General features: G+C 49.2%; 14 protein-coding genes. 5 read left to right on the forward strand and 9 right to left on the reverse strand.

The window, feature by feature from the left end:
* Positions 1 to 24: 24 nt before the first annotated feature.
* From H3001_RS06830 to H3001_RS06845, 4 genes are all read right to left on the reverse strand, one after another.
* Positions 25 to 723 carry a hypothetical protein gene (locus H3001_RS06830; RefSeq protein ID WP_178245281.1) on the reverse strand — a complete coding sequence of 233 codons (699 nt, stop codon included), beginning with the start codon at positions 721 to 723 and terminating at the stop codon, positions 25 to 27.
* A gap of 1 nt (position 724) precedes the next feature.
* Positions 725 to 4,930 carry a cobaltochelatase subunit CobN gene (locus tag H3001_RS06835; RefSeq protein WP_181214482.1) on the reverse strand — a complete coding sequence of 1,402 codons (4,206 nt, stop codon included), beginning with the start codon at positions 4,928 to 4,930 and terminating at the stop codon, positions 725 to 727.
* A gap of 65 nt (positions 4,931 to 4,995) precedes the next feature.
* Positions 4,996 to 7,203, reverse strand: coding sequence for a TonB-dependent receptor (locus H3001_RS06840; RefSeq protein WP_246368516.1), 2,208 nt, complete (start codon positions 7,201 to 7,203; stop codon positions 4,996 to 4,998).
* 5 nt (positions 7,204 to 7,208) lie between these two features.
* Positions 7,209 to 7,877, reverse strand: a complete 669-nt coding sequence (locus tag H3001_RS06845; RefSeq protein ID WP_178245285.1) for an HmuY family protein — start codon at positions 7,875 to 7,877, stop codon at positions 7,209 to 7,211.
* A gap of 170 nt (positions 7,878 to 8,047) precedes the next feature.
* On the opposite strand from H3001_RS06845, the gene H3001_RS06850 reads away from it, so the two are divergent.
* The 3 genes from H3001_RS06850 to H3001_RS06860 all read left to right on the forward strand — a co-directional run bounded on the left by H3001_RS06850 (position 8,048) and on the right by H3001_RS06860 (position 12,812).
* On the forward strand, positions 8,048 to 8,401 hold the full coding sequence (locus H3001_RS06850; RefSeq protein WP_181214483.1) for a hypothetical protein: 354 nt from the start codon (positions 8,048 to 8,050) through the stop codon (positions 8,399 to 8,401).
* Positions 8,402 to 8,596: 195 nt separating this feature from the next.
* Positions 8,597 to 10,903: a TonB-dependent receptor gene (locus H3001_RS06855; RefSeq protein WP_181214484.1), complete on the forward strand. Its 2,307-nt coding sequence runs from the start codon at positions 8,597 to 8,599 to the stop codon at positions 10,901 to 10,903.
* A gap of 178 nt (positions 10,904 to 11,081) precedes the next feature.
* Entirely contained in the window at positions 11,082 to 12,812 is a 1,731-nt protein-coding gene (locus H3001_RS06860; RefSeq protein ID WP_181214485.1) for a bifunctional metallophosphatase/5'-nucleotidase, read from the forward strand.
* A 201-nt stretch (positions 12,813 to 13,013) separates the two neighbouring features.
* On the opposite strand, the gene H3001_RS06865 is transcribed toward H3001_RS06860, so the two are convergent.
* From H3001_RS06865 to H3001_RS06880, 4 genes are all read right to left on the reverse strand, one after another.
* A complete protein-coding gene (locus H3001_RS06865) occupies positions 13,014 to 14,399 on the reverse strand; it encodes an efflux transporter outer membrane subunit (protein WP_178245293.1) in 1,386 nt (461 codons plus the stop codon).
* Between the two features lie 18 nt (positions 14,400 to 14,417).
* Complete coding sequence (locus H3001_RS06870) at positions 14,418 to 17,528, reverse strand: efflux RND transporter permease subunit (RefSeq protein WP_181214486.1); 3,111 nt, start codon at positions 17,526 to 17,528, stop codon at positions 14,418 to 14,420.
* Positions 17,529 to 17,552: 24 nt separating this feature from the next.
* Positions 17,553 to 18,749, reverse strand: a complete 1,197-nt coding sequence (locus H3001_RS06875) for an efflux RND transporter periplasmic adaptor subunit (RefSeq protein ID WP_178245297.1) — start codon at positions 18,747 to 18,749, stop codon at positions 17,553 to 17,555.
* A 169-nt stretch (positions 18,750 to 18,918) separates the two neighbouring features.
* Positions 18,919 to 19,233 carry a nitrous oxide-stimulated promoter family protein gene (locus H3001_RS06880; RefSeq protein ID WP_178245299.1) on the reverse strand — a complete coding sequence of 105 codons (315 nt, stop codon included), beginning with the start codon at positions 19,231 to 19,233 and terminating at the stop codon, positions 18,919 to 18,921.
* A gap of 105 nt (positions 19,234 to 19,338) precedes the next feature.
* On the opposite strand from H3001_RS06880, the gene H3001_RS06885 reads away from it, so the two are divergent.
* Together H3001_RS06885 and H3001_RS06890 are read left to right on the forward strand one after the other, a co-directional pair.
* A complete protein-coding gene (locus H3001_RS06885; protein WP_178245301.1) occupies positions 19,339 to 20,724 on the forward strand; it encodes a threonine/serine exporter family protein in 1,386 nt (461 codons plus the stop codon).
* A 15-nt stretch (positions 20,725 to 20,739) separates the two neighbouring features.
* Positions 20,740 to 21,018 (forward strand): putative quinol monooxygenase, encoded by a 279-nt coding sequence (locus H3001_RS06890; RefSeq protein WP_178245303.1) that lies wholly within the window; start codon positions 20,740 to 20,742, stop codon positions 21,016 to 21,018.
* A gap of 153 nt (positions 21,019 to 21,171) precedes the next feature.
* On the opposite strand, the gene H3001_RS06895 is transcribed toward H3001_RS06890, so the two are convergent.
* Positions 21,172 to 21,792, reverse strand: a complete 621-nt coding sequence (locus tag H3001_RS06895) for a nitroreductase family protein (RefSeq protein WP_181214487.1) — start codon at positions 21,790 to 21,792, stop codon at positions 21,172 to 21,174.
* Positions 21,793 to 21,924 lie beyond the last annotated feature (132 nt).

Raw genomic sequence — 21,924 nt, forward strand, 5'->3', positions numbered from 1 at the left:
TAGTTGTATAATGTAAAATAAATTTTAATAATCCCGTGAGTGAAGTCGCCGGAGCCGGTATCTTCTGATGCACATTCCCAGGATACCTCCTGCCACTACCAGTATCAGTAATCCGCCGAATGCCGTCCAGTCCACTTCTCCCACACCCTTTACGGCTGTCCGCCCGTTGACCGTAGCGACAATCCCCAGAATGGCAGTCAGGGAATTGGTCAGAAACAACAGTTCCAGCCGCAGTTCCTTTTCCGGCAACAGCCAGCGGAGAAAGAGGGTTCCTGCAGGAATCAGCACCAATATTCCGGCAGCCATGCTCCAGGCCAGTGCGGAGAAGGAAACTCCCGGAAAACTGAAAATCATTGCTGTCAGTCCACTGAATAGCACAGGGAATACCAGCAACCCCGGAAATCCGCGCAGGATACGGTATGTCCACAACGTACGCGGCTTTGCGGTGCCTCCGTTCATCATGTGGACCGCCAGCATACAGAAACTGAGCTGCAGACAGACCTCGATGCTCAGGATGACCGAAGTATCCAGCATCAGTGACGGGTTTGCCAGCCAGTCGGCAATCTGTGTCTTCGACTGCTCGATGGCATACGGCCACATCAAACCGGTAAACAAGGCGCAGGCGGCGGAGACTCCGCCGACGACCCAGCGCTTGCAGTAGGTCTGCTTCAACATGAAGTTGAAACAGACCAGTATCATCAGTACCAAGACAATTGTTTGCATATCATTTCTGTGTATTACGTTTGCGGCGGATGACCACTACCAGTCCGATGAGCACACCGACAATTACGATGGCTACGATACCGTTGTTCAGCATCTGGGTTTCTGCCTCGGCCTGTGAGGTACGCATCTCTTCTTTTTTCATGACCATGCCTTTGTCGCCGGCCTCACTGACGGCTTCGCGCACCTCATTGATTTTGCTCTCGTACCGGGCCGCTTCCTCAGGCTGGGTGCGGGCTGCAATAAATTCGCGCAGCTTGGCGTTGTCGCATACAAAGCCCGAACATCCCGGATTGTACTTGTTGACCAGTTCCGTATGCAGGGCAGCTACCTCCTTCAACTGCGATTCACTGGCTTTCCACATGCCTTTCCGGGCAGTTTCCATCATGACGGCAGTAATCTCCTGCAAGGCTGCCGGATTCGCTTCCTCGAAGAAATCCTTCATGCCCAGGTGGAACTTATCCTTTACGTAGACTTCGAAGATTTCATTCCACATCCGGTTGTCGATGGCTTTGGGCTTCATGACATTCCAGCCATAGGTATTGCGGATGATATCGGCCAGACCGCTGGCTGAGGTGGCTTCTCCCTTCATCTTCTCGCGGAGATAGTTCGGATTGAAGAGGGTGGTACGGCTTTCCACACCGATGGCCTCCTTGACCTCCTGCATCCGCACGTGATTGCGGTTGCGGTAGTCGCTCAGGTAAGCATCCGGATCCTTTCCGGTGACGTTGCGGACCGCCAGGTTCATTCCACCCATGAATTCATAAACATGGTCCAGGCTGAGTGCTCCCCAGGTATTGCTCTGACGGGGCTGGATGACGGCATCCGTGCGAGTCAGCGCAGCCTCGAATACCGACTTGCGGAAAGTCTCCCAGCTTTTCTCACTGCCGTAATACGCTCCCATATTGTTCAGGTAGGTTGCAGCGATTTCCTTTTCACTTTCCCAGCGGTCGCCCGATCCTACCATACCGGTGATGCCGGTACCATAATTGCCGTTCATGCCTCCGAATACCCTGTAGGTAGCCATTTCCCGCGCATCCTTAGGCGTAAGTCCTTTTTCAATCAGGACCCTTTCGGTTTCCACCACTCCGGCAGCCACCTGGTTCTCGTACGTATCGTCCTTGGCATTGGCTGCCATTTCCACAGCGCGGCTGATGAGGAACAGGCGGGAAGCAGCCAGGTCTCTCAACTGTCCGCTGGTCTGTACCACTACGTCTATACGCGGACGGCCCAGTTCCTTGGAAGGAATCAGACGGATGTCATTGACACGTCCGAACGCATCCCGGATCGGTTCCACTCCCAGCATATACAGGATCTGAGCCACCGTAGCTCCTTCGGTTTCAATGAATTCCCCGCTCCACAGGGTATAGCTCACCTTCCGTGGAATGGAGTCGTTATGCCGTTTCCGGTACATCTCGATGGTATGGTTGGCCAGACGGACACCCTTCTCCCAGGCTGCCTCCGATGGGGTAGCCTCCGCATTGATGGAATACAGGTTGCGTCCGGTAGGCAGGGTGTTGGGATTGGCTATCGGATCTCCTCCCGGAGAAGGAGAGGTATAGCCTCCGTTCAGGGCGTTGACCAGACTTTTCAGTTCGTTTTCCGGACTTTCGAGCAGGGCGTTGCGGTAATGGATGACATTCTTGACCGTACGCTCGATTTCCATGATGGCCGCAGCCTTTTGTTTCTGCTCCTTGGTATATTCCTTTTTCTTCATCATGGCCATCATGTCTGCCATGCCTTTCGGATGTCCTTGGCTTTTTTCATCTGCCTGTGATGAGGCTTCGGGACGGCTTCCACCCATTTCTGCCATCTGCCGCATCATCTCCATCATCCCTTCCGGGTTTTTCTGTGAACGGGTTATTTCACGTGCCTCGTTCAACTCTTCGGTACTGATACCTGCCAGCCGGCATATCCGGTTGTCGGTTGCCTCCGATGGATTTGCCAGCAATTGCCTTACCGTTTCCTTGGCAGGTGTGAGGTATCGCTGTGTGAAAAGGGTCCGGTGCTTTTCAGTCATCGGATCAGCCTTTCCCCTCCATTTGTCGAGCGCCAGCAGACTGAAGGCAATGGGTTCGGCCGTCATGGCATATACGCTGGATTCAATACGCTCCTTCTCATAAGGCACTCCCAGCGTATACAGTTGGCCGGTTATCTTTTCATTGGCCAGTTCCTCGGCGAAACTTTCAATCCGGGCCACTTCCTCTTCCGTATAAGGGCGGGTCGGCAGACTGTCCAGTTCCAGTTCCCGGTGCATGCCCAGTGCCACAGCCAGACGTTTTACCGCCAGTGAAGCACGGTCGAGCCGAGTTTCGTTGCGTGACTCTTCTCCCAGCAGATTGTTGTAGTTTTTGATGGCCTCGTTCAGTTCACGATAAATCCCCCTTACATTACTTTCCATGAAAGGCGGAGTAAGGTACGACTGCAGTCCGGCATACGACCGGCGTTTGGCGATAATGCCTTCTCCCACATTGCCGATGGAGTAGATGTAGAAATGCGGAAGTGCCCCCACCAGCCGGTCGGGCCATTCCAGACTCGACAAAGCCACCTGTTTTTTAGGGGTAAATTCCAGACTTCCGTGCGTACCGAAATGAATCAGTGCATCTGCCTGAAAACCGTACTGTGTCCACAGGTAGGAGGCAATGTAGGGATGTGGAGGAGCCGCATTGGTCCCGTGTACCATCTGGAACGAGTTGGAACCGGTACCGGCTGCATTTTGAGGCAAGAGTACCACGTTGCCGAAAGAGATGCGTGCCACTCCCAGTCGGCCGTCTTCCGTAGCCATGTAATTCCCCGGAAACTCTCCGTGGGCTGCCACTACTTCTGCGTATTTTTCAGGACGGAGACTTTGTCCGACCCACTGCTCATACTGTTCTTTGGTAATCAGTTCAGGGTTCCCTTCTTTCATGAAGCGGTCGGAAGCCCCTTCGGCATACAGATTGAATACGGCTCCCTGTGCCTGAATGAGTTTGCCGAGTTCCTGGCTGCTGGCCGGCAGATGGTCTACCTTGTATCCTTCCTTTTTCAGGCGGACAAGCAGGTTGTACAGTGAAGGAACCACTTCCATGCCCGAGGCAGTCAGCGCATTCTGTCCGGGACCTTTATAATAATAAATGGCAATCCGCTTTTCCGAATTCGGCTTGCTCTTCAGGCGGATATAATTATTGACAGTCTGCACGAAGGTTTCCAGTCGCTCCGGAATGGCATAGGCACGCTGCAGTCCTTCTTCGTCGATATAATGACCGAAGAGGGCGAAAGGACGGATGGCTCCGTCAATTTCCGGAGTAACCACACTCTGCGACAGGAATCCGCCGTTCATGCCCATGTCATCCTTCTCCCAGTCTGCAACCAGGCGGTTCACATTCAGCGGAGAGAACAAAGGAATGTTCTGCTGATTCAGATAGTCTACGATGTAGTCTCCCATCCGGCCGTGTGCCATGTTGATGACGGCAGAGGGGGCAACTGAATCAATCTGGTGGAACTGGATGAACATGCGCATGTTCCGCACCGGATAAACCCGGTTTCCTGTTTCTTCCAACTTCCGTATCAGGTCGGCCGGTTCTCCCATCTGTCCGGTCAGTACGATACGCGGAGCATCTTCCTTCCAGAGTCCCTGTTTTTTCAGAAAGTCGTCGTATTCACGCACCGTATTGAACCCCAGCACTTCGTCTTCCGGATGTGCAGGATCGGCATGATAAAGCATTTCACTGGAAGCCTCGACTACCGCTTCCGGCTCGGGAATGGAAATGATTTTCCGGTCGATGTATTTGCGCACGTAATTCAGCATGCTCTGATAGTTCCGTCTTCCTCCGTTTCCCAGGTAATCCCGCAAAACTGTATTGGCCACAGAATCCACCGAGCAGATATTGTTGGCCGGATTGGTGGCTGCAGTCGTCAGTACCGGCAGGTTCCGCGTGGCTGCCTGCTCGATTCTTTCCCTTTGCTCTTCCGTAATCCGGAGCCCCATCCCATTGATGAAAATCATGTCATATTTCTCCAGGTTATCAAGTTGGTCGGTCGTTATTTCCGCAATCCGGATGAACGGATTGTGGTTTGCCTTTGCAATCTCTCCCAGATTGATCACCTGATAATTGAGGAATCCTATTTTCGTTGTACCGAACCAGAGGTTCCAGGCTCCGGCCAGTGAGAAGGCCAGGACAATCAGTCCTCCGGCCAGACTCAGATACTTTTTTCTTTTTCTTTTTGTCATACTCTTTATGGTTATAGTCTTTATATGCGTTAGTTGAATGTGTCCGTTTTTACTCCCGTCTGCAGTTACAGTTTCCACATGTCGGTCAGGTTAATCTGGAGGGTTCCTACCAGACTGATTCCTCTTTGTGGCACCTGTATGGAACTGTCGGCTGCCTTGTCTTTGTGGTTCAGGAGGTTGTCGATACCTAGATTTAGGGATATTCCCCGAGGCAGAGTAGCCCCCATGTTCAGTGAACATACCAGACGCGGGTCGAAGGAGAACAGGGTATAGTCATCTTTCGTAGAACTGAAAGAATAGGTTTCCAGTCGGGAATACCATTGTCCGTTCAAAGAGCAGTTGATACCCACTTGACCGAATTTCCGATGGTACATGGCATTGAATGTCACGCTGTGCGGCCGTACAAACGAAGTGTTCTTTCCATCGATTTCCTGATAGTCATCTGTATAGGCATAGGAACCTGTCAGTACGATACCCTGTCCGAAACTGTAGCGTACGATGCTTTCAATTCCGGTAGTCCGGCTTCGGTCGGCATTCTCGTAACGCTGGTTTCTGGTTCCGTCATTGAGTGGCAGCAACGCAATCTTGTGATGGAAACGGTTGTGTGAGGCAGACACCGATACGTTCAATCCTCCTTGGGTGAATTCGGCGGAAAGCGAATACTGATGACTGGTTTCCGGTTGCAGGTCGGGATTACCGTAAAGCATCATGATACCCAGTCCTCCCATATCGTATTCCTGATACAGCTCTTTCAGGGAAGGAGAGCGGAATCCCTGTGAGTAACCACCGCGGAGAGTAAGCCATGGAGCAGGATGCCACAGGGCCGACAACTTCGGGGTGAGGTGCAGGTGATATTTTTCATGATAATCACTGCGGAGTCCGATAATCAGATTCAGTTGCTCGTGGAGCTGCCAGTCCTCCTGTATGTAAAAGCTATACGCCTTGTTGGCTACATGCGAACTGTCTTTCAGCATATAATGCTTGAGATACTCCATGTTTCCTTCGAATCCGATGCTGACCGTATGATTCCCGAATTTTCCCGTATAATCCAGTCGTGGAGTCTGGGTAATGTTCCGGTAATCGGTACTCCGCTTGTCGCTTTTCAGATAATCCTTATCCTTTTTGTAATTATCGTATGTATAAGATAAAGTCAGTTGCTGTCCTTCTCTGGGAAGGTACTTGATTTTCCCTCCGACTGAATAATCGATGAAATAATCCTGATACAGCTTGCCGGCCATGAGGTCACGCTGGTTGTGATAGAAACTGCCTTTCAGGTCGACACTCAGGTGTTCGTTGCAGGTATATCCCAGTTTCTGCGAGACATTCCAGATATTGTATCCGTAGACGGTAGAAGACCGTACTCCTCCCGTCTCACTGCTTTCACCGCCGTCTTCGATGCAGTAAGTATCCCGTTGGCGCCACGTGAGACTGGTGTATGAAGTGAGGCGGTTTTTCCGGGCTCCTGCAGATACCGTATATTTCTGTCCGTCGGTTCCTGCATACCGGGCACTCAGGTTGCCGGTAAAGGGGCGGTCGGCAGTCTTGGTGATAATGTTGATTACCCCGCCGAGGGCGTTGGAGCCATACAGGGTAGACTGTGAACCTTTTATGACTTCAATACGCTCGATGTCATCTATATTGAACCGGGTGAAATCTACATTGTGATCGGCCCCCTCACCGCTGACCCGTTCTCCGTCGATAAGGAAAAGAATGTATTCTCCTCCCATTCCCTGATAGGTGATTTCCGGCAACTGGCTCATGGAGTTGTACCCGATCTGCAGTCCGGGCAATTCGTACTGGAGCAGGTTTTCAATGCTCATGGGATTCAGTGCCTGTATCTCTTTTTGCGTAATGATGCGGGTCAGTACGGGAACTTCCTTCAAGGGCTTTTCGATGAAGGTTCCGGTAACCACTACTTCATTCAACTGGTTGGATGAAGGCTGCAACCGGATATACAAAGGAGCTGGAGACAGAGAAGGAGTAATGGTGATTTCTTGTGGCTGGTATCCGACGAAGGAAACATTGAGGGTGCGTTGGGTAGTGTTTTCCATTCGTATGATGAACTCTCCCTGGCTGTCGCTTCCTGCGCCGAAGGTGGTTCCAAGCACTTTTACGGAAGCCCCGGGTAGCGGAGCATTGTGTTCATCGGTAATGATTCCTTTTATGATATACGGGTAGCTTGCTTCTCTGCCGCCTTTTTCCGGAACATTACCCCTGGCGATGACAGCTATCATCAGCAGGGGTATGCAAAAGATAAAAAGTATTTTTCTCATTGGGCTTATTTCATTGGATAATGTTCGTAAGAGAATGTGAGATAGCCGCTTTTGTTGGTCTCGGTGTTACCGGCTGCGGTAAACTGCAGTTTGCTCCAGCTGCCGTCTTTGTTTTTGAGTACGTATACATGGTTGTTCGGGGTGTAAATGACCGGAGGCATGGCACCCGTTTCCTTTTTGGTGACCCAGTTGCATAAGGTGCGGTTGATGGTGGCTGTACGGGCATAACCTACATTTCCTTCCATCATTTTTGACATATCGGTAATAATGGGGAACTCCTTGTCTTCATGGGTGATGGATTCATCTGCCACATAAGTGCCGGCCGGCAGTGAGGAAACCGCGTTCATGTCGGTAGTCTGGGTGTCCAGCACTTCTCCGCCGTTGGTCCTGATTTCATAGCGGTGCACAGCGATGTGCCAGTCAATGTCTATTTCCGGCTGGGCTTTCGCAGGAACGGTTGTACCGTCGGTATATATCCATTCACTGCAATCATCATACTGTTTGTGTTCCCCGGTATTCAGATTGATATAAGTCCATTTTCCATAATTGGTCACATCAAGGTTTTCTACCGATTTTCGTTCTGCCGGTATAAGAGTTTCCGGACCGTCGTTCTTACTGCATGCAGTAAAGCACAACGCAACAGCGACTGCTGCAAGTACATGATTTGCTTTCATTGAAAAGTATTTTTAAAAGGTTTGTTAATGTTTGTTTTTCTTTGCAAAGGTATGGAGTGGGGTAAAGCAGGGCAATACCTAAAAATTGGTATTTGTGTATCTGAGAGTTACGCTTGAAAAGATGCTGAAAATTTTACCATCTCAATGAATTTTCGTATTTTTGCCAACCGATGATGTTGAAGCAAGTCCGTACATATTTTCGCGTGTGGGCAATGGGACTCCTGAGTCTGTTTGCCATCTATTATGCAAGCATAACGTTGTTTGCACACGTGCACGTGATCAATGGCGTGATGTTGGTTCACTCCCATCCTTTCAAGAAGGCACACACTCATACCGAAGGCCAGCTGCTGGTATTGCAGACTTTTTCGGTATTCGGTTCTCTGGAACCCGAAACGCTGGAGCTTGCACATGTGTCACTTCCTCTTTTATATTCGCTGGATGAGGCATGGACTGCACAGCAGGTATCCACTGGTCTGGTCGGGACCATCAGTCTGCGTGCCCCTCCCGTCTCTTTTCTTATTTGATAAAAGTTTGTTTTATAGGTCGTTCCTGATGGCAGGCAATGACCAGATGTCGTATTCCGATTAATCCGCAGGTCAACCGGCGGATTGAGGTATGGTTTGTTTAAGGTATCAGGAAATGATGCCAGACACTGTCATGGCTGTTCTGGAAATAAAGGAATACGCTGTATTATTATTTATAAAATCAGATAATTAAAGATGAAAAAATATATTGCTTGTCTGCTGGGCTTATGCTGTAGCCTGGTAGGACTGGCTATGCCGGAAATCTCATCTCCGGTGAAGGAGGGGAATGTAATTACCGGACATGTGATTGAAAAGGGTACGGAAGCAGGAATTCCTTATGCGGCTGTACTGATAGTAGAAATCGGAGACGGAACTGTGACGGACCAGGACGGTTATTTCAGATTCAAGAACGTACCGGCAGGCAAGTATACGCTGAAGGCTCAGGTGATGGGCTACGGCACTCAGACCAAGAAGGTGACGGTGAGCAAGGAGTTTACGGTAGACATGCATTTCGTGATGGAGGAGGAGAGTATCCTGACTGATGAGGTGGTGGTTTCTGCCAACCGGAATGAAACCAGCCGGAAGGTAGCTCCTGTGGTGGTTAATGTAATGAATAACAAACTGTTTGAGATGGTCAATTCGACCGACTTGTCTAAATCGCTGAATTACCAGTCGGGACTGCGGGTGGAGAATAACTGTCAGAATTGTGGATTTTCGCAGGTCCGTATCAACGGACTGGAAGGTCCTTATTCGCAGATATTGATCAACAGCCGTCCGGTGATGAGTGCCCTTTCGGGAGTATACGGTCTGGAACAGATTCCGACCAACATGATTGAACGTGTGGAAGTGGTACGCGGTGGCGGATCTGCCTTGTTCGGTGCCAATGCGGTAGGCGGTACGATTAATATCATCACGAAAGACCCGGTCAATAACTCTTTCCAGGTTGCTTCTACGTTGTCGGGCTTGGATGCCAAAACCTGGGAACAGAATGTATCGGCCAATGCCTCATTGGTTTCTTCTGACAATTCGTATGGTATTGCCGTATATCAGGCTTACCGGAACCGTAATCCGTACGATGCCAACGGTGATGGTTTTTCAGAACTGGGTAAACTGAATATGAATACTTTCGGACTGCGTTCGTATTACCGTCCTACTCAGTTCAGCCGTATCAGTCTGGAGTATCATACTACCAACGAGTTCCGCCGTGGAGGAAACAAGTTCGACTTGCAGCCTCATGAAACGGACATTACGGAGCAGACCAAGCATATTATCAACAGTGGGGGACTGACTTACGATGTTTTCTTCCGCGAGTACAAGCATAAACTGTCGGTATATTCCTCGTTGCAGCACATTGACCGCAACAGTTATTATGGCAGTGGCATGGATTTGAATGCTTATGGAAGTACCAAGGACCTGACGGCTGTGGGAGGTGCGATGTATGTCGGCAATATGGACCGTTGTTTTTTTGCTCCGGCTACGTTTACCGGTGGAGTGGAGTACCAGTATAACTCGTTGCACGATAAGATGCTGGGATATCAGCGTGACCTGAAGCAGGATGTGAAGGTAGGAAGTGCGTTCCTGCAGAATGAGTGGAAGATGGATTACTTCACGATTCTGGCCGGATTCCGTCTGGACAAGCATAATCTGGTGGAAAAACTGATTTTCAGTCCGCGTATCAATGCGTTGTGGAAGCCTTCAGAGAAATTCCAGGGACGCCTGACCTGGTCGACAGGTTTCCGTGCCCCTCAGGCTTACGATGAGGACCTTCATGTGGCAGCAGTAGGAGGAAATATGGTGCTGATCCGTGTGGCAGAAGGGTTGAAGCCGGAGCGTTCCAACAGTTTCAGCGGTTCTATCGACTGGGGATTCAATTTCGGTCACTTCCAGTCGAATCTGTTGATTGAAGGTTTCTATACAGCATTGAATGATGTGTTTTATCTGGAACCTGTGGGCTATGACGATGAGGCCAGGGCAGAAGTGCACGAACGCCGCAACGGACGTGGTGCCCGGGTATATGGAGCGAACATCGATTATAAGATTGCCCATGGGCGTGAGGCACAGTTGCAGCTGGGATTCACGGCACAGCGCAGCCGATACACAGAGGGAGTAAAATGGAGTGAGGATCCCGATGCTTCATTGATTACCACCATGACCCGTACGCCGGATTATTACGGTTACTTTACTTTCTCGACCTCTCCGCTGAAGAATTTCGATGCTTCTTTGTCGGGAGTATATACCGGAAAAATGTGGGTTCCTCATATGGCCGGATATATTGAGAAAGACCGGATGGAGCGTACACCGGACTTTATGGATTTGAATTTGAAACTGAACTATACTTTTGTGCTGAACGATCACCTGAAACTTCAGTTGAATGGAGGGGTACAGAATATTTTCAATTCGTATCAGAAAGACCTGGATGCCGGGGCTACCCGTGATTCGAAGTACGTGTACGGCCCGAGTCAGCCACGTACCTATTTTATCGGATTCAAACTGTTCAACTGATTACCGGAAGTTGGAAGTTTCTTTTGAGTAGAACAGGGAGACATACCGGAAGGAATGCATATTCTTTCCGGTATTTTTTTGATATTCATGATTTTTTTACTGGCAATTTCCGGTATCGGAGTTGGAGGAAAATTGATACTTTGTTATTTTTGTAGCTAAACTAAACCAAACTTGAAAAATGAAACTTGCAGTTTGTATGGCAGCTTTGTTAAGCTTGGGTGCCACCTTGTGTGCGGCATCCGATGAGAAGGAAATCGTGTTGAAGATGGTGGAGACCAGTGACGTACACGGCAGTTATTTCCCTTATGACTTTATCAGAAACCGCCCCTTGAAGGGAGGTCTGGCTTCTGTGTCTTCTTATGTGAATGAGTTGAGGGAGGAATATGGCGACCGTTTGCTTCTGATGGATAATGGAGACATTCTCCAGGGACAGCCGGTGGCTTATTATTATAACTACATTGATACGACCTCGGTGCATGTGAATGCTGCCATACTGAATTATATGAAATACGATGTGGGAACGGTAGGAAATCACGACATTGAGACCGGGCATGCAGTGTATGACCGCTGGATCCGTCAGTGTAACTTCCCGATTCTGGGGGCCAATGTGATTGACGTCAATACCGGGAAACCATATCTTCCTCCTTATAAAGTTTTTGAAAGGGAAGGAGTAAAGGTCGTTGTCCTTGGAATGATTACTCCGGGAGTTCCTTCGTGGTTGCCCGAGAATCTGTGGAGCGGACTGCGTTTCGAGGATATGGAGACCTGTGCAAGAAAATGGGTGGAAATCATTCAGCGTGATGAGAAGCCCGATGTGCTGGTCGGTCTCTTTCATGCAGGTCCGGAAAGCAACAAGCTGGATGGTATCATAGAAAACGGTTCAGGGGAAGTAGCCCGTAACGTACCCGGTTTTGATGTGATTTTCATGGGACACGACCACGTGAAGCGCTGTGAGAAAATTGTGAATGCAGTGGGAGACTCAGTATTGATCATCGACCCGTCGAATGCTGCGAGACTGGTGTCGGACGTAACCGTGCGCCTGAAGGTCAAGGACGGAAAGATTGCTTCCAAGTCCTTGGAGGGTAATCTGGTCGATATGACACAGTATGGCGCAGATGAGAAATTCATGGAAGAGTTCAAGTCGCAGTATGAGGCTACCCTGCAGTTTGTTTCCCGTAAAATCGGTTCCATCGACCATACGATTTCGTCAAAAGATGCCTTTTTCGGTCCTTCTGCCTTTATTGATTTAATCCATCAGCTTCAGCTGGATATCACGGGAGCCGACATTTCGTTTTGTGCTCCGTTGTCGGCTACGGCAGAAATCAAGGAAGGAGATATCTACATGAGCGATATGTTCAACCTGTATAAGTTTGAGAATCTGCTGTATACCATGGAACTGACCGGAAAGGAAATCAAGGATTTCCTGGAAATGTCGTACACCTTGTGGACCAACCGGATGGAATCTGCGGACGATCATCTGCTGTTGCTGAACGACGAACCCGATCATTTCGGATGGTTCAAGAACCCCAGTTTCAACTTTGATTCGGCTGCCGGCATTCTTTATACAGTGGATGTGACAAAGCCACAGGGAGAAAAAATCGTGATTTCAGGAATGGCCGACGGTACGCCATTCTCACTGGACAAGCGTTATACGGTGGCTGTCAATTCGTATCGTGGAAACGGCGGAGGTGATTTGCTGACCAAGGGAGCCGGTATTCCCAAGGAAGAACTTTCAAAACGTATCTTGTTCTCTACGGAAAAAGATTTGCGCTATTATTTGATGGAATGTATTGAAAAGGCCGGTACCTTGAAACCGCAACCGCTGAATCATTGGAAGTTTGTTCCCGAAGATTGGACGACGAAGGCTGCCGCCCGTGATTCGTTGCTGATTTTTGGAAAGAAAGACTAATTTCCCTTTGAGTGGATGGGAGAATTTCCCGACAGCCAAAGATGACTCATAATAAAACCCCGGAAGTAACACTAAGCTGCTTCCGGGGTTTTCTGTGAAAATCTGAATAAGCCATCCGCCGGATGGTTATTCTTCAAGTGTGCATGAAATAATGATAATGTCTGTATAGAACGACTGTTTTACGGCACTCAGCCTGCTGTCTTATTCTTGCCAGCCGCCTCCCAGTGCTTTATATAAGTTGACCAGTGTAATCTGCTTGTCTCTGATTGCGTTGCTCAATCCGATCTGTGCATCCAGGTAACCACGCTGAGCGTCCAGCAAGTCCAGATAGCCGATTACTCCGTTCAAGTATTGCAGCTGGGCCAGATCCAGTGTAATTTTCGAAGACTGCTCCAACCGCAGGCGGGTTTCATAAATCTCCTTTATCTTGTTGAATTCGGCAATTGCATTATAAGCCTCCTTGAATGCTGTCAGCACTACCTTCTCGTAATTGTAGGCAGCCTGTTCGCATGCAGCCTTTTTGGCTTTCACCAGTGCCCGGTTTTTACCCATTGCAAATACAGGCTGCAATATAGTGGCACTCAGCAGGTGATAAGGCGACTTGATGAAGTCTGCAAACTCCGCACTTTCACTACCTACCGAAGCCGTCAGGGTAAGACGGGGGAAGAGGTTGGTAAAAGCGACTCCCACTGCTGCATTTGCTGCGATTACCGCCTGTTCAGCCTGGCGGATGTCTGGACGCCGTTCCAGCAGGGAAGAAGGAAGTCCCATGGGCAGTGTGGCAGAAAGCAGTACGTCTTCCGGCAGACTGGCACGTTGGATTTCGTGAGGATACTCACCGGTCAGGAAAGCAATCTCGTTCTGCTTCAGCGTAATCTTTCTTTCCAGGTCAGGAACCAAGGTAGAGGTTCTTGCCAACTCCACCTGAGCCTGCCGGTAAGCCGTTTCCGAGGTAAGTCCTCCCTCATAACGGATACGTGCCAGATGCAGACTCTCGCGGCGCGCGTCCACTGTCTTCTTGACGATGGCCAGCTCATTGTCCAGGGCTACCAGTTCGAAATACGATTGTGCCATCTGAGCCACCAGACTCATTTTCAGTGCCCGCTGGTTCTCAACAGACCCCATGAACTCTGCCATGCTTTTGTCTTTCGCCCAGCGCAGGTTACCCCACAAATCGATTTCCCAGCTCACTCCGAACTTCAGGTCTACCTCATTGCTGCTCTTATAATTGTTACCACCGTAATTTTCTCCTTCTTTCTCTGCATATCCCTTAACGCCGAATGCCGGGAACAGATTGGCAAAATCAATCCGTTTCATCGCAGCCAGTTCCTTGATGCGGGCAGCCGCTATCAGCATGTCCTTGTTGTAGGTCAATGTCTTTCGGATGAGGCCCTGCAGAATGGTATCGGTATACAGTTCTTCCCAGGGATAATCACCGATGGAAGTCGAGTCAATGCTCATGCTGTCGAGTGTCTCCGGAAGTTCCAGATTCGGGCGCGTATATTGTTTCCCTATTTTGCAGCTGCTCAGGAAGAGCGCTGCAAATAAGATCGGGATAATCGGATAGGTTGATATGTTGAACTTCATAATTCGTACTTATTGGAGTTAGTTTGCTTTTTTAGTCTTCAGTTTGTTGGTTGCCTTGTAAATCATTACAAAGAAGAACGGAACCAGCAAAATTCCCACTGTAACGGCCACAATCATACCGAAGAATACACCGGTACCGATTGCCTGACGGCTGGCCGATCCCGGACCGCTCGCAATAACCATCGGAAGCATACCCAGGATGAATGCCAGTGAAGTCATCAGGATAGGACGGAAACGCAGTCTGGCAGCATGCAGTGCCGATTCGATGAGGTCACGTCCCTTGTCCACTTCTTCTTTGGCAAACTCTACGATCAGGATGGCATTCTTTGCCGCAAGTCCGATCAGCATTACCAGACCAATCTGGAAATAAGTATCATTTTCCAGTCCGCAGAGGGTAACTCCCACGTAGGCTCCCAATACGGCAACCGGAAGTGAAATCAGTACGGCGATAGGCACTGTCCAGCTTTCATAAAGTGCGGCCAGGAAGAGGAATACGAAGAGGAATACCAGTGCAAGGATAATTCCGGTCTGTCCTCCGGCTTTCTTTTCCTGATAAGAAAGGCCACTCCATTCCACTCCGATGTTGTTCGGCAGCTTCTCCTGTGCAATCTGTTCCAGCATTTCCATTACCTGTCCGGAACTTGCTCCGGCTGCTGCAGTTCCCTGTATCACGGCAGTATTAAACATGTTGAAACGCTTGATGCTACCCGGGCCGGTTGTATAACTGGTGGTTCCCAGTGAAGTCAACGGAATCATATCGCCGTCACCTCCCCGCACGAAGTAGAGACCGATATTGTCTCTGTGTGCACGGTAAGGAGCTTCCGCCTGGATGTATACACGGTAAATACGGTTGAACATGTTGAAGTCGTTTACATACACCGAACCGGTATAGGCTTTCATGGTTGAGAACACATCCGCCATCGGAACACCTGTCAGTTTTACCTTGTCGCGGTCCACATCGAAATACAACTGAGGAATTTCAGCCTGCAGTGAAGAAGAAAGTCCTGCAATCTCTTTCCGCTGTGATGCATAATACATCAGCGTATCGGTAGCCTGTACCAGGTCTTCGAAAGTCGCATCACCACGTGCTTCCAACTGCATTTCGAAACCACCCGAAGTACCCAGACCTGGGATTACCGGAGGAGTAGAAAGATACACTTTACATTCCGGATAGTCCTTGAATTCCGCTCTCACTTCATCCATGATTTTATCGATGGTTGTATTGCTGCGTTCTTCCCATCCTTTCAGAATAACGGTGAGCTGGCTTCGTGCCTGGTTGGTACCGACACGGGGGCTGCTACCCGTTACATTCAGTACATAGGCTACTGCCGGATTCTTTATCAGGAAGTCCACTGCGCGGTCGGTTACCTCACGGGTCCGTTCCAGGGTACTGCTTTCCGGCAATTCCAGTTCGACTGTAAAATATCCCTGGTCTTCAATCGGCAAGAAGCTGGTCGGAGTGAGTCTGTGCATGACAAAAATCAGCACGATTACCATACCGAAGCCCACCATTACGCGTTTAGGGTGTTTCACCGTATGCTGAATCCAGCCAATGTATTTGTTGTTACCGATTCCCAGCCAGCGGTTGATGGTTCTGAACACACGGTTCTTCGGCTTGTTGGGGTCAGTCGGTTTCAGAATCAGTGAACACATCACCGGGCTCAGGGTAAGCGCAACTACCGTAGAGAGCAATACTGATACTACGATGGTCACGGTAAACTGGCGGTAGAGCTGTCCCGTAATTCCCGAAAGGAAACTTACCGGAACGAATACGGCTGCCAGTACCAGTGAGGTCGCGATGACCGCTCCCACCAGTCCGTCCATGGCCTTCTTGGTAGCCTCATACGGACTCAGGTGCTCTTCCTCCATGATACGTTCCACGTTTTCCACCACCACAATCGCATCGTCCACCACAATACCGATGGCCAATACCAGTCCCAGCAGGGTAAGCATATTCAAAGAGAAGCCGAATATCAGCATGAAACCGAAGGTTCCGATCAGCGAAATCGGTACGGCAACCACCGGAATCAGTGTCGCACGCCAGCTCTGCAAAGAAAGGAATACGACGATGATTACCAGCACGAGTGCTTCAAACAGGGTTTTGTATACCTCATGAATGGATTCAGAAATATACGTAGTCATATCAAACGGAATGTTGTATTCCAGTCCTTCCGGGAAGTTCTTGCTGATATCCTTCATCGCCTCCTTTACACTGTTGGCTACTTCCATGGCGTTGGCTCCCGGAAGCATATAGATACCGAGCACCGCTGCATTGCCTCCGTTGATACCACTTTCGGTATTGTATGAAGAAGCTTCCAGCGAGATGCGTGCGACGTCGCGCAAGCGGATCAGTGAGCCGTCGGGGTTGGCACGCAATACGATTTCCTCAAACTGTCTGGCGGTAGACAGACGTCCCTGTGCCGTAATCGGAATGGTGATATCGATGCCGCTTACCGGCTGCTGGCCGAGTACACCGGCTGCCGATTCACGGTTCTGGTCTTTCAATGCATTCTGTACATCCTGTACCGTCATGCCGAAGTTGGCAAGCTTGGCCGGATCCACCCAGATCTGCATGGCATAATAACGTCCACCCACGTTGGAAATTCTACCTACCCCCGGAATACGGCGGAGCAGGTCGAGTACGTTCAAGGTAGCGAAGTTACTCAGGTAGATTTCATCGAATTTCGGGTCATCCGAGGTCAGACAGATGGTCATCAGCTGACTGGGGGCCTGTTTTTCGACCGAGATACCGTTCTGTATTACTTCTGCCGGAAGTCGTGATTCCGCCAGTTTGATACGGTTCTGGATTTCCACAGCCGCCAGGTCCGGATCGGCTGAAATATCAAAAGTCACTGTCGCCGAGAAACCTCCCGAGTTGGAACTGTTGGATTCCATGTAAATCATGCCCGGAGTACCGTTCAACTCCTGTTCAATCGGGGTAGCCACGGCCTGTGATACCGTTACGGCACTTGCTCCCGGATAAGAAGCACTGATCTTCACCACCGGCGGGGTAATCTGCGGATACTGGTCGATAGGAAGCATCATCAGACCGATGATACCCACTATCACAATAAGTATGGAGAGGACAGCCGAGAAAATAGGTCTGTCTATAAAAAAATTGACTTTCATAAGTTCGTTCGTGATTGGGGTCCGTTAATTCTTTTCTTCTTCTTTGGTGGCTTCACCCTGGTTGTCCGGAGTCATGCGGACTTTCATTCCTGGAGTCAGTTTGTGATAACCCTCGCTGACAATCATCTCACCGGCCGACAGACCACGTTCTACTACTACGTCGTTCTGGAATTCAGGTCCCAGTTCGATGAAGCGGCGCTCAACCGTAGAGTCGCGTCTTACCACGAAGATGTGAGCTCCTCCCTTTTCGATGATCAGTGCCTTTTGCGGTACTACCGTAGCATTTTCCCGTACATCCAGCAGCAGTTTTACCTTGGTAAACTGTCCCGGGAGCAGCACATGTTCCGGGTTGGCGAGTTCAGCACGTACAGAGAAGGTTCCGGTTTTCGGATTTACCTGCGGTGCCGCAAAGTCAACCAGACCCTTATATTCATAGATGCTGTTGTCCGGCAGTGTAATGGTTACCGTCGGCTGCCAGGAACGTGTAGAATCCTTCTGTCCCAATGTCACGTTACGCTCCTTACTCTTCAGGTAGTCCAGTGCCGTCATGCTGAAGTCCACCAGGATTGTATCACTCTTTACGATGGTAGCCAGCAGCGACTTTCCGCTTCCGCCCACCAGTGTTCCCAGGTCGACATGGCGTTCACTGATCTGTCCGGAAATCGGAGAACGTACAATTGTATAACCCAGCTCCTGTTCAGCCTGTTCCAGGTCGGCCTTGCTCATGCCCACACTGGCCACTGCCGTTTCGTAGGCAGCGATGGCGTTGTCCAGATCCAGCTGGCTGGTTGCATTCTGCTCGTACAAAGGACGGATACGTTCCAGGTCGCGTTGTGCCTTCAGTGCCTGTGCCTCATCCTTCTTCAGCTGGGCACGTGCCTTGTCGGCCTTGGCCCGGTACTGGTCCTGATTGATAACAAATAACACTTGGTTGCGCTTTACATATGTACCTTCTTCGAAAGTCATCTGTTCCAGAAAACCTTCCACCCGGGCCCGTACTTCTACAAACTGCTGTGCACGGATACGTCCCACATATTCGCCATAGATTTCCACATCCTGTTTCTGGGCAGGCATTACGCATACCACAGGAGGTTCATTCTCTACAGTTTTCTCACGGGTAAAAAACAAATAAAGTGCAATAGTTACAACAATACAGATACCTGCGTAGATTGTTTGTTTTCTTTTTACCTTCAATTCCTTTTTTGTTAAGAAGCGTTTCATATAGTTCAAGTATTAAATGTTTTTAGATGCCAAGAATACACCTGCAATGTGTGTGCCAAAAACAGTGTATTTCTTAATTTGTTGATAATCCGTCTGTTGTATTTGTTTAGTATTGTGTATATTGAGGAAGTCAGTTTGTGTATTGTAGAAAAAATCCACAGAAAGGTGTTTATCCGGCTCCCCGTTCCATCCAAAGATGCCGCAGGGCAGCCACCGGATGATAGAGAAGCATCCTGGGTCCGGAGTATCGCATCACCTCCCTGATCCGCTTCTGCATCTCAGGTTTGTAGCAGTGTATCTTGCAGAGTCGGCACGTGCCTTTGTGCGCTTTGAACGGACAACGTTCCAGCCGTTGCCGGCTATATGCCAGCAATTCTTGGCAAGACGGGCACAACTCTTTGTTGCCTTCTTTTTTCCGGCAATAGAGCCTGATCATCTGCTCTATAATTTTCTGCTCATTTTCTATACGCGATAAATTGTTCATCAATGGGCTTTTTCAGGCTACAAAGATACGAATTAAAAAGATATTTTTCTTAACTTTGCACGCCGAAAAATAACCTGATTTGCTTTTAATATAAAAAATAGTTTAATGGAATTAGAGAAACGATTAGAGACTACACTGAAAGCTCACGATCAGCTGTTGCATCGTAGAGTGGACCTCCTGTTGCGCACCGGTAAATTATTGGTGGAAAGTTTGGCTGATACCAACCGCGTTGTACGCAATATGAAGCGTACTGCAGCCTATTTGGGTATCCCTGAAGAGAAACTCCATATCAACGTAAGCTTTACCATGCTGATGGTAAACGTGAGCGATGGAGATTATTCTTTTACTAAATTCCAGAGAATAGAAGGACATGGAGTGAACATGACTGCCATTTCGGAAGTCAGCAAGCTTTCATGGCGGGCTATTGAAGAAGATTACACATTGGACAAGTATGAGGAAGAACTTGAAAAGATCCGCACCAAAAAACGCAATTATACTCCGTGGCAGGTAGCCATCGGTGCCGGTTTTGCCTGTGGCGGTTTCTGTATTCAGTTCGGATGCGACTGGGTTGCCTTCCTTTATGCTTCGCTGGCAGCCATCATCGGAATGCGTGTGCGTCATAAATGCAACGAGTCTGGCTTGAATCACTATATGGGAATTGCCATTGCGGCCTTTGTTTCTACGATTCTGGCTTGGGCCAGCACGCTGCTTCCACAGGAATGGACTTCCACTCCCTGGCATCCGCTGTTGGCTTGTGCCCTGTTCATTGTGCCGGGTGTGCCTTTGATCAACTTTGTGGACGATATGCTCGACAATTACATTCAGGTGGGAGTTGTCCGGGCGGTAAATACCTTGTTGATGGTTTCTGCCATGGCGTTCGGTATCGCCTTTGCGGTGAAGCTCTGTCACATTGCCGACTTCTTCCCGACCATCAGTATGGTACCGCACCACGCTTACTGGGAATATGCGATTGCTGCAGCCATCTCTGCAATGGGCTTCTCTATGATTTTCAATATCCAGCGCCGTCTGCTGTGGGTGGTGGCTATCGGTGGAATCATTGCCGTTTGTACCCGTAACTTCGTCAACCTGGGTCCAAGTACCGACAACATCGGTCTTGACATGGGTCTGGTTATCGGTTCGTTCTCCGGTTCAGTGCTCGTCAGCCTGATTGCTGTCAAGGCCGTTCACTGGTTCCATGTACCGGGCCACGTACTGACGATTCCTTCGGTTATTCCGATGATTCCGGGAGTATTGATGTACCGCATGCTGTTTGGTCTGATCAATATGAACGTGCAGACAATCGATCAGGTAACACCGCTGATGAAGGCCATTGAAAGTGGAGTAAATTCAGGTTTGGTGATTATGTGTATTGCCTTGGGAGTAGCTATTCCGAATATCTTTGGTCGTAAATACATTGCTTCATCCAAGAACAAGCGTCTGGCTGCAATCCTGAAAGAACGTAAGGCTCGCGGTAAATTTGTAGAATGGTAATTAAAATTTATAACTATGATTAGATTGAATGTATTTATTCAGGTAAAGGAAGAGAAAGACCGTGCAGCGGTGATTGCTCTTGCCAAAGAACTGGCTGCAGCATCTCTGAACGACGAAGGCTGTATCGCTTACGATGTATTTGAGAGTGCAACCCGTCCGGATGTACTGATGATTTGTGAAACCTGGAAGGGGGGAGCGTCATTGGCTGTCCATTCCAAGACAAGTCATTTCACTTCATTGGTTCCCCAGATTGAACAGCTGGCTTCAATGAAAATGGAAAAATTCGATTTCTAAGCGGTTGCTTTAGAGTCAGGCAGTCGTTATAAAATAGAAATCCCGCCATTTCTGCTTCGGAAGAATGCGAATGGCGGGATTTTTTTATTGTGGTTCCTGCTTATTGTGGTCAGGTATCCTGTTGGGCATACTGCAGGTTTACCGAAAGTGAGTTTATTCTATATACTGGATACGGTCGGTATGCCGTTCCTTGGCTTTCGGACTTTCATCGGGGTATCCGAAAGCAATGGCATAAAGCAGTTCATGACTTTCGGGCAACTGCAGTTGCTGGAGCAGGTCCTTGTTTTCCGGCTGTTTCAGGAAGCGGACAATGCCGCCCAGGCAGCACGAACCGATTCCCATTGACTGGGCAGTCAGGATCATATTTCCTCCCAGCAGTCCGCAGTCTACCTGTGACAGGTCGTATTGCGGGTCAAAACCGATGAAGACTACGGCAGGTGCACCGTATGCAAAGGGCTTTCCGTAGCGTTCGTTGATGGCCGAGAGCAGCTTCGGGTCGCTTACCACACGGATCTGCCAGGATTCACGTCCTTGTCCGTTAGGAGCCCAAATGCCGTTTGTCACAATCTGGTTCAACTTTTCCTTTTCTACTGTCTGTGGCTTGTATTTCCGGATGCTTCTCCGGCTCATGATGGTTTCGGTCATGACGGCAGAAGGAGTGATTACCGGTTGGGAATCCGATACTTTTTCCGAAGCGTTTTCTTTGGTGCCGGTGGAGCAGGCACACAGCAGGAACATTCCCGATAATAGGGAAAAAAGCAACTTGTTCTTCATAATGTTTCTATGATGGTTTGATTTTTCACAAAAATAGAAAATAATTTCAGCCGTGTGATAATCTCCTTAGAAATATCGGATGAAAGTGGTGCAATGCGACTGACAACTGTGACATTTTATTGATAAACTACC

It is taken from the genome of Phocaeicola faecicola (assembly GCF_013618865.1).
Lineage (GTDB): Bacteria > Bacteroidota > Bacteroidia > Bacteroidales > Bacteroidaceae > Phocaeicola > Phocaeicola faecicola.

What these genes read in the sequence shown, in the direction of transcription:
- H3001_RS06830 (WP_178245281.1), bottom strand. Translation starts at nt 723, where the DNA reads ATGCAAACAATTGTCTTGGTACTGATGATACTGGTCTGTTTCAACTTC.
- H3001_RS06835 (WP_181214482.1), bottom strand. Translation starts at nt 4,930, where the DNA reads ATGACAAAAAGAAAAAGAAAAAAGTATCTGAGTCTGGCCGGAGGACTG.
- H3001_RS06840 (WP_246368516.1), bottom strand. Translation starts at nt 7,203, where the DNA reads ATGAGAAAAATACTTTTTATCTTTTGCATACCCCTGCTGATGATAGCT.
- H3001_RS06845 (WP_178245285.1), bottom strand. Translation starts at nt 7,877, where the DNA reads ATGAAAGCAAATCATGTACTTGCAGCAGTCGCTGTTGCGTTGTGCTTT.
- H3001_RS06850 (WP_181214483.1), top strand. Translation starts at nt 8,048, where the DNA reads ATGATGTTGAAGCAAGTCCGTACATATTTTCGCGTGTGGGCAATGGGA.
- H3001_RS06855 (WP_181214484.1), top strand. Translation starts at nt 8,597, where the DNA reads ATGAAAAAATATATTGCTTGTCTGCTGGGCTTATGCTGTAGCCTGGTA.
- H3001_RS06860 (WP_181214485.1), top strand. Translation starts at nt 11,082, where the DNA reads ATGAAACTTGCAGTTTGTATGGCAGCTTTGTTAAGCTTGGGTGCCACC.
- H3001_RS06865 (WP_178245293.1), bottom strand. Translation starts at nt 14,399, where the DNA reads ATGAAGTTCAACATATCAACCTATCCGATTATCCCGATCTTATTTGCA.
- H3001_RS06870 (WP_181214486.1), bottom strand. Translation starts at nt 17,528, where the DNA reads ATGAAAGTCAATTTTTTTATAGACAGACCTATTTTCTCGGCTGTCCTC.
- H3001_RS06875 (WP_178245297.1), bottom strand. Translation starts at nt 18,749, where the DNA reads ATGAAACGCTTCTTAACAAAAAAGGAATTGAAGGTAAAAAGAAAACAA.
- H3001_RS06880 (WP_178245299.1), bottom strand. Translation starts at nt 19,233, where the DNA reads ATGAACAATTTATCGCGTATAGAAAATGAGCAGAAAATTATAGAGCAG.
- H3001_RS06885 (WP_178245301.1), top strand. Translation starts at nt 19,339, where the DNA reads ATGGAATTAGAGAAACGATTAGAGACTACACTGAAAGCTCACGATCAG.
- H3001_RS06890 (WP_178245303.1), top strand. Translation starts at nt 20,740, where the DNA reads ATGATTAGATTGAATGTATTTATTCAGGTAAAGGAAGAGAAAGACCGT.
- H3001_RS06895 (WP_181214487.1), bottom strand. Translation starts at nt 21,792, where the DNA reads ATGAAGAACAAGTTGCTTTTTTCCCTATTATCGGGAATGTTCCTGCTG.